This is a genomic window from Streptomyces sp. 8K308 (genome assembly GCF_004348315.1).
Taxonomy (GTDB): domain Bacteria; phylum Actinomycetota; class Actinomycetes; order Streptomycetales; family Streptomycetaceae; genus Streptomyces.
This window is the reverse complement of record NZ_SMKC01000416.1, coordinates 1-5,466: the sequence shown is the minus strand read 5'-3', so window position 1 is coordinate 5,466 and position 5,466 is coordinate 1. Positions and strand designations below refer to the sequence as shown.

Here is a 5,466-nt window from a genome sequence, read left to right as displayed (position 1 = left end):
CTCCCACGCAGCGCGCCAACGGGTGGGTGGGGATCCCCCTGCGGAGCGCGGCGCGGGTGGGTCGAGGCCGTCCGCCCAGGACCCCGTATCGGGGCCGGGGGTTGCGCGCGTAGACTGCGCGCCGTGGCCAAAGTGACGCGGGACGATGTGGCGCGGCTGGCGGGGACCTCGACCGCCGTCGTCAGCTATGTCATCAACAACGGCCCGCGACCGGTGGCCGCGGGCACGCGGGAGCGGGTGCTCGCCGCGATCAAGGAGCTGGGGTACCGGCCGGACCGGGTCGCGCAGGCGATGGCCTCGCAGCGCACCGACCTGATAGGGCTGATCGTGCCGGACGCCCGGCAGCCGTTCTTCGCCGAGCTGGCGCACGCCGTCGAACAGGCCGCCGACGAGCGCGGCAAGATGGTGCTGGTCGGGAACTCGGACTACCGGGACGAGCGCGAGGTGCACTACCTGCGGGCGTTCCTCGGGATGCGGGTGTCGGGGCTGATCCTGATCAGCATGGGCCCGAGCGAGGCGGCCGCCGCCGAGATCGACGCCTGGGACGCCCGGGTGGTGCTGCTGCACGAGCGGCCCGAGTCGATCGACGACGTGGCGGTCTACCTGGACGACATCGGCGGCGCCGAGCGGATAACCCGGCACCTGCTGGTCGACCACGGCTACCCGTACGTGGCCTGCATGGGCGGCATCGAGTCCACCCCCAAGTCCGGCGACCCGGTCACCGACCACGTCACCGGCTGGCGCCGGGCCATGGCGGAGGCCGGTCTCCCCACCGAGGGCCGGCTGTTCCAGGCGCTCTACGACCGCTACGACGCCTACCGCGTCGCTCTCGACATCCTCGCCGGGCCGCAGCGGCCACCGGCGCTGATGTGCGCGACCGACGACCAGGCCTTCGGCGTCCTGCGCGCCGCCCGCGAGCTGCGGATCGACGTGCCGGGCGAGCTCGCCGTCGTCGGCTTCGACGACGTCAAGGAGGCGGTGCTGACCGACCCACCGCTCACCACGGTCGGCTCCGACCGGCAGGCGATGGCGCGCGCCGCCGTCGACCTGGCGATAGGCGACCCGGAAAATGGCCAGGGCGAGCGGCTGCGGCAGTTCCCGGTCGCCCTGAAGATCCGCAGGTCCTGCGGCTGCGGCGGCTGATCCGTTCCAGCTTTGAGCGAAAAGCGGGTCATGGACTGGTCCCGCTCCGCCGGGCATGCTGGAGGGAGCGCCGGAAGTGTTGGAGGAACCGCCATGAGCGTAGCGACCGTCGACCACAACTCTGGCGGGCAGCCCGACTGGGACGAGCTTCTTCGGGTGTTGTACGAGATGGACACCCCCGAAGGCTGCAAGGCGGAGATCGTCGAGGGGGTCATCACCGTGGCGCCGCCGCCATCGAACGGGCACACGTCCATCGCCAGCCGCCTCCACGAGCTGTTCGTACTCTCCAAGCTCCCGGCCAGCCTTGGCGCGTACCAGAATCTGGGCCTGACCGTGCCGCGCCGGGTGGGTTTCTATATCCCCGACCTCGTGGTGGCCGACAGGGCGCTGCTTGACACCCCTGAGCCGGTGCGTGCCACAGACGTCGAACTGGTCGTGGAAATCACTTCGCCCGGTAACGCCCGTCACGACCGCGTCGCCAAGCAGGCCGGATACGCTGCCGCAGGGGCGCCCCTCTATCTGCTGGTCGACTCGTTCGCCAACGGGGGCCCGACCGTCACCCTGTTCAGTGAGCCCGATGACAACGTGTACCGCAGGCTCCAAGCAGGCAAGTTCGGCGACACCTTCCACCTCCCCGAGCCATTCGGCCTCGATCTCGACACCGCCGGCTTCCCGGTCGGCTGATCCGTAGGAGATTCTGAGCCTGCGCTCAGGGTCCTCTCATCTTCGGGGCGGACTCTCGTCCCATGAGCGAAAACCAGGCACCAGACGAGGGAAACGCCTACCCGCCGCGTCCGGAGTACGAGCCGGTGGGCGCCACCGACGACCAGCCGCAGACCCGGCACCGGGCGCGGCGCGCCCGGCGGCCCGTGGCGTTGTTCGCGGCCGTGGCCATCGTGGCCGCGATGGCCGGCGGCGGGACCTCCGCGCTGCTCGACTCCGTGACCGACGGGCACTCCGGCACCGCCGCCAGCTCGGGCACCAGCGCCTCAACCGTCTCCGTTGGCTCGACCGGCACGGTCTCCTCGGTGGCGGCGGCCGTCAGCCCGAGCGTCGTGGAGATCTCCACCGGCTCGGCGACCGGTTCGGGGGTGATCCTCACCTCCAACGGGGAGATCCTCACCAACAACCACGTCGTCTCCGGCGCCGGCACCGTCGAGGTCACCTTCAGCGACGGCTCGACCGCCACGGCGACGGTCAGCGACACCGACCCGGACACCGACCTGGCGCTGATCAAGGCCGAGGACGTCAGCGGGCTCACGCCCGCCACGCTCGGCGACTCCGACTCGGTGGCCGTCGGCGACCAGGTCGTCGCCATCGGCTCGCCCGAGGGCCTGACCGGCACCGTCACCAGCGGCATCGTCTCCGCGCTGCACCGCGAGGTCACCGTGGCCAGGGAGGACGGCAGCGGCGGCCAGAGCGGCGGCGGCCTCCAGCAGTGGCCGTTCGAGTTCGGCGGCGGCCAGTACAACGGCGACCTCGGCTCCCAGTCCACCACCACCTACGAGGCGATCCAGACCGACGCCTCCCTCAACCCCGGCAACTCCGGCGGCGCCCTGGTCAACATGCGCGGCGAGATCATCGGCGTCAACTCCGCGATGTACAGCACGGGACAGGACTCCGGCAGCGCGGGTCTCGGCTTCGCGATCCCGATCAACACCGTCAAGGAGTTCCTGGCCAACGCGGGTTCCGACGCCGTCTCCGGTGCCGCCTCCAGCAACACCGCCTGACGAGCCTGATGCGAGACTTGCCCCATGAGTGACGGTTCCCGCGTCCTGATCGTGGACGACGAGCCCGCCGTGCGGGAGGCGCTGCGGCGCAGCCTGGCCTTCGAGGGGTACGCCACCGAGACGGCCGTGGACGGCGTCGACGCGCTGGCCAAGCGGGAGACGTACGAGCCGGACGTCATCGTGCTCGACGTCCTGATGCCCCGCATGGACGGGCTCACCACGGCCCGGCGGCTGCGCGCCGTCGGGGATCGGGTGCCGATCCTCATGCTCACCGCGCGCGACACGGTCGGCGACCGGGTCAGCGGGCTCGACGCCGGCGCCGACGACTACTTGGTGAAGCCGTTCGAACTGGACGAGCTGCTGGCCCGGCTGCGCGCGCTGCTGCGGCGCGGCTCGTACGCCAGGGTCGGCGCCGACGGCGCGCCCGGCACGGCCGCCGACGAGTGGCTGGCCTTCGCCGACCTGCGGATGAACCCCGCGACCCGGGAGGTCGTGCGCGGCGAGCGGGCGATGGAGCTGACCCGCACCGAGTTCACCCTGCTCGAGCTGTTCATGGCCCACCCGCGCCAGGTGCTCACCCGGGAGCAGATCCTGCACGCGGTCTGGGGCTTCGACTACGAGCCGACCTCCAACTCGCTGGACGTCTACATCATGTACCTGCGCCGCAAGACCGAGGCCGGCGGCGAGCCGCGGCTGCTGCACACCGTCCGCGGGGTCGGATACGTGCTGCGCGCCGCCGAGTCATGAGGCCCGCGCGGTGAGGCACCGGTTCCGCGACCTGCCGCTGCGGTCCAGGCTCGCGCTGCTGACGGCGCTGGCGGTGGCGCTGGCGGTGGCGGTGTGCTCGGGCGTGGCGTGGTTCCTGGTGCGCGACCAGCTGACGTCGTCGGTGGACGAGACGCTGCGCGGCAGCTCGGTGGACGGACCCGCGTTCGCGGCCCAGCTGAGCAGCGGTGTCTGCGTCACCGACCCCGAGCGGCTGCCGGACAACGTGCCGTCGCCGCTCGGCTTCGTCACCCAGATCGTGCGGTCCGACGGCGCGGCCTGCCTGGTGCAGGGCAGCACGACGCTGGAGGTCACCGACTCCGACCTCGCCGTGGCGCAGGGCCGGCTGCCCGAGTCGCTGCACGACGCCACCGGCTCGGACGGCGGTTCCTACCGGGTGATCACCCGGCGGGAGCGGGTGCCGGGCGGGGAGGTCACGGTGACCGTGGCCCGGCCGCTGTCCGAGGTGGACGACCCGCTGCGATCGCTCGCCGTGGTGCTGACGCTGGTCGCGGCCGGCGGCGTGGTGGGCGCGGCGGGCATCGGCGTGGCGCTGGCCAGGGCCGGGCTGCGGCCGGTGGACCGGCTGACGGAGGCGACCGAGCACATCGCCCGCACCGAGGACCTGAGCGTGCGGATCCCGGTCACCGGCGACGACGAGATCGCCCGGCTCTCGCGCTCGTTCAACTCGATGACGGCGGCGCTCGCCTCGTCCCGCGAGCTGCAACAGCAGCTCATCGCGGACGCGGGGCACGAGCTGCGGACCCCGCTGACCTCGCTGCGCACCAACATCGAGCTGCTGGCGCGCAGCGAGGAGACGGGCCGTCCGCTGCCGCCCGAGGACCGGCGGCAGCTGATGGCCTCGGTGACCGCGCAGCTGACGGAGCTGGCCGCGCTCATCGGGGACCTCCAGGAGCTGTCGAGGCCGGAGCGGACGGCGGGCAGCGGCCGGGTCGAGGTGGTCGCGCTGCACGAGGTGGCGGGGCGCGCCGTGGCGCGGGCCAGGCCGCGCGCGCCGCAGGGCATGCCGATCGACGCGGAGCTCGACCCGTGGTTCGTGCGTGGCGAGCCGGCGGCTCTTGAGCGGGTGGTGGTGAATTTGCTGGACAACGCGGTGAAGTTCGGCGCGGAGGGTGCGAACCCGCGGGCCGGGGTCGACGTGGTGCTGCGGGACGGGGTGCTGCTGGTCCGCGACCGGGGTCCTGGGATCCCGACCGAGGAGCTTCCGCACGTCTTCGAGCGCTTCTGGCGCGCCCCCGGCGCGCGCCGGCTGCCGGGCTCCGGGCTCGGGCTCTCCATCGTGGCCAGGACGGTCCGCGAGTCGGGCGGCGACGTCACGCTGCGTCCGGCGCGGGACGCGGAGGGCGGCACCGAGGCCGTCCTGCGCCTCCCGGGCGCGCCCGTCCCCCCGCCGGAGCGGTAGTCGCTCGCGCTTGGCGTGGGCGACGGTTTCGCTCGCGCTTGGCGTAGGCCGCGGCGCGGCGCGCGCGGCCCGCAGGCCCGGGCTACCGGCGGCTTCGCCGCCCGGTGCGGTGTTGCGCTGGCGCGCGGCTTGCAGGGGCCCTGACGGCGGCTTCGCCGCTCGTCGGGCCCCTGCGGCCGTGCTGGCCTGCGGCCGTGCTGGCCTGCGGCCGTGCTGGCCTGCGGCCGTGCTGGCCTGCGGCCGTGCTGGCCTGCGGCCGTGCTGGCCTGCGGCCGTGCTGGCCTGCGGCCGTGCCGCGCTCGCCCACCCGCCCTCCGGGCGGGTCGTCGCGCGGCGGGGGCCGCGTGGCCCGGCGGTGTAGCCGCTGCGGGTTGGCTCGCGCGGAGCGCGGCACCACCCCCGCGG

The 5,466-nt window shown here is 73.5% G+C and carries 5 protein-coding genes; all 5 read left to right on the top strand.

Annotated features, from left to right (window positions below):
• Positions 1-123 precede the first annotated feature (123 nt).
• The 5 genes from E1265_RS32920 (at position 124) to E1265_RS32900 (ending at position 5,061) form a co-directional block, all read left to right on the top strand.
• Positions 124-1,143, top strand: a complete 1,020-nt coding sequence (locus E1265_RS32920; RefSeq protein WP_132934627.1) for a LacI family DNA-binding transcriptional regulator — start codon at positions 124-126, stop codon at positions 1,141-1,143.
• Positions 1,144-1,236: 93 nt separating this feature from the next.
• Positions 1,237-1,827 carry a Uma2 family endonuclease gene (locus E1265_RS32915; protein ID WP_132934626.1) on the top strand — a complete coding sequence of 197 codons (591 nt, stop codon included), beginning with the start codon at positions 1,237-1,239 and terminating at the stop codon, positions 1,825-1,827.
• A 62-nt stretch (positions 1,828-1,889) separates the two neighbouring features.
• The gene (locus E1265_RS32910) at positions 1,890-2,873 is read left to right on the top strand and encodes a trypsin-like peptidase domain-containing protein (RefSeq protein ID WP_132934625.1); all 984 of its coding nucleotides are present in this window, start codon (positions 1,890-1,892) and stop codon (positions 2,871-2,873) included.
• A gap of 24 nt (positions 2,874-2,897) precedes the next feature.
• Positions 2,898-3,620 (top strand): response regulator transcription factor, encoded by a 723-nt coding sequence (locus E1265_RS32905; protein WP_132934624.1) that lies wholly within the window; start codon positions 2,898-2,900, stop codon positions 3,618-3,620.
• A gap of 10 nt (positions 3,621-3,630) precedes the next feature.
• Positions 3,631-5,061, top strand: a complete 1,431-nt coding sequence (locus E1265_RS32900) for a HAMP domain-containing sensor histidine kinase (RefSeq protein ID WP_132934623.1) — start codon at positions 3,631-3,633, stop codon at positions 5,059-5,061.
• Positions 5,062-5,466 lie beyond the last annotated feature (405 nt).

Excerpts from the sequence above, each read along its gene's own strand:
- E1265_RS32905 (WP_132934624.1), top strand. The coding sequence starts at position 2,898 with ATGAGTGACGGTTCCCGCGTCCTGATCGTGGACGACGAGCCCGCCGTG.
- E1265_RS32915 (WP_132934626.1), top strand. The coding sequence starts at position 1,237 with ATGAGCGTAGCGACCGTCGACCACAACTCTGGCGGGCAGCCCGACTGG.
- E1265_RS32910 (WP_132934625.1), top strand. The coding sequence starts at position 1,890 with ATGAGCGAAAACCAGGCACCAGACGAGGGAAACGCCTACCCGCCGCGT.